Source organism: Saccharopolyspora sp. (assembly GCF_017434145.1).
Taxonomy (GTDB): Bacteria; Actinomycetota; Actinomycetes; order Mycobacteriales; family Pseudonocardiaceae; genus Saccharopolyspora_C; species Saccharopolyspora_C galaxeae.
Map to the genome: position 1 here is coordinate 1 of NZ_JAFRFW010000111.1, position 1,911 is coordinate 1,911.

The 1,911-nt window shown below is 70.9% G+C and carries 1 protein-coding gene and 1 pseudogene; one reads left to right on the forward strand and one right to left on the reverse strand.

Going from position 1 to position 1,911, the window contains the following annotated elements; translation table 11 throughout:
* Window positions 1-1,307, forward strand: a 1,307-nt coding sequence (locus tag IJH84_RS02990) for an FAD-linked oxidase C-terminal domain-containing protein (RefSeq protein WP_295139912.1), incomplete at its 5' end; no start/stop codon positions are given.
* Window positions 1,308-1,626: 319 nt separating this feature from the next.
* Here IJH84_RS02990 and IJH84_RS02995 read toward each other — a convergent pair.
* Window positions 1,627-1,911: pseudogene (locus IJH84_RS02995) on the reverse strand (hypothetical protein); the annotation flags it as partial.

Below are 1,911 nucleotides of genomic sequence, written 5' to 3' on the forward strand. Positions count from 1 at the left end.
CCCACGACGAAGCCGAATGGGCGCCGCTCGGGACCCCGGCCGCCGTCGTGCGTCCCACCGGCCCCGCAGACGTCGTCGCCGTGGGCAAAGTGTGCGCGCAACGCGGTGTGCCGGTGGTGCCGCGGGGAGCCGGAACCGGCCTCTCCGGCGGGGCCAACGCGCTGGACGGCTGCGTGCTGATCTCGTTCGAGCGGATGACTTCGGTCTTGGAGATCAACCCGCGCGAACAGCTCGCCGTGGTCCAGCCCGGTGCGGTCAACGACGACTTCCGCGCCGCCTGCCGCGAGCACGGCGCCTGGTATCCACCGGACCCGGCGAGCTCGCCCTGGTCCACGATCGGCGGCAACGTCGCCACCAACGCGGGCGGCGTCTGCTGCGTCAAATACGGCGTGACCAGGGATTACGTCCTCGGGTTGGAAGCCGTTGTCGGCGACGGCGAGGTGGTTCGGCTCGGCAGGCGCACCGCCAAAGGCGTCGCGGGTTACGACCTGTGCGGGCTGTTCGTCGGTTCCGAGGGCACGCTCGGGATCATCACCGAGATCACCGTGAAGCTGCTGCCCGGGGTGCGCGCGCCGGAGCGCACCGTGGTCGGCTACTTCGATTCGCTCGTGGCGGCAGGTGATGCGGTGGCCGCGGTGGCCGCCTCCGGGGTGACGCCTTCCGCGCTGGAACTGCTCGACCGGCACTGCCTGCGTGCCGTGGACGAGTGGAAGAACATGGGCCTCAGCGACGAGGCCGAAGTGCTGCTGCTGGGCCGCTCGGACACGCCGGGCGAAGCCGGGGATCGCGAAGTCGAAGCCATCGTCGAATGCTTCGAGAAGGGCGGGGCCACGTTCAGCGCGGCCTCCACCGATCAGCACGAGGCGGATGCGCTGTTCGCCGCCCGCCGGTTGGCCTATCCGGCGCTGGAACGGCTGGGTCCGCTGTTGACCGAGGATGTGTGCGTGCCTCGCGCGCTGGTGCCGGACATGCTCGCCAAGGTCGAAGCCGCCGCGCAGCGGCACGACACGAAGATCGCGAACATCGCGCACGCCGGGGACGGCAACCTGCACCCGCTGATCATCACTCCCGCCGGGGACGAAGCGGCGCGCGAGCGTGCGCAGCGCGCTTTCGACGACATCGTGGCCGATGCGATCGCGCTGGGCGGCACCGTCACCGGTGAGCACGGCGTGGGCCTGCTGAAACGGCGCGGCTTGCACGATGAACTCGGGCCGACGGTGGTCGGGATGCACCACGCGGTGAAGAACGCGCTCGACCCGGCGGGCATCTTCAACCCCGGCAAGGTCTTCGGCGATCCCGACGGCTGAGGCGATCTGAACCGTGCCGCCGGTTCCGCTTCGTGCATGCAGCAGTGAAGTGCGCGGGGCGCCGCAGGTACGCCTGCAGACGATCACGTGGCCGGGCAGACCGCACGGCGCGGGATCGTCGATGTGCGCCTCCAGGGCCTTGGCGGCTGCCTCGTGATCGGAGAATCAGCAGTTCAGCGGCTCATGAACGACATGAACCCGAGGCGGTTCCGCGCCTAGCATGGCGGTGCCGGCGGCGCAGGGGAGTGCGCCGTCGGCCCTTTTGCCCGCACGGCCTCCGCCGCAGTCCGACGGGCCGGAACTGTCAGGGCCGCGGCGATTATCCATCACGGGTCGGGCGGGTGCCGTCTCCCGTGGCGGCGCCGGACCTTCCCGCCAGCAGCTTCCGCGCGGTGTCCTCGATGTCCTGCTCGTCCAACAGCACGTGGTACGCGGCGTCGCCGAGCGGGATGAAACTGTCCTCGCTGGTGACCCGCGCGATCCTGCCGGCGAAACCCGCGTCGGCGAGAGCGGTCACGACCGGTTCGGACACCCCGCCGCTGCGCCGCGTCTCGTCGGCCACCAGCACCGACCCGGTCGCACGCGCCGCCGCCAGCAAGTCTTC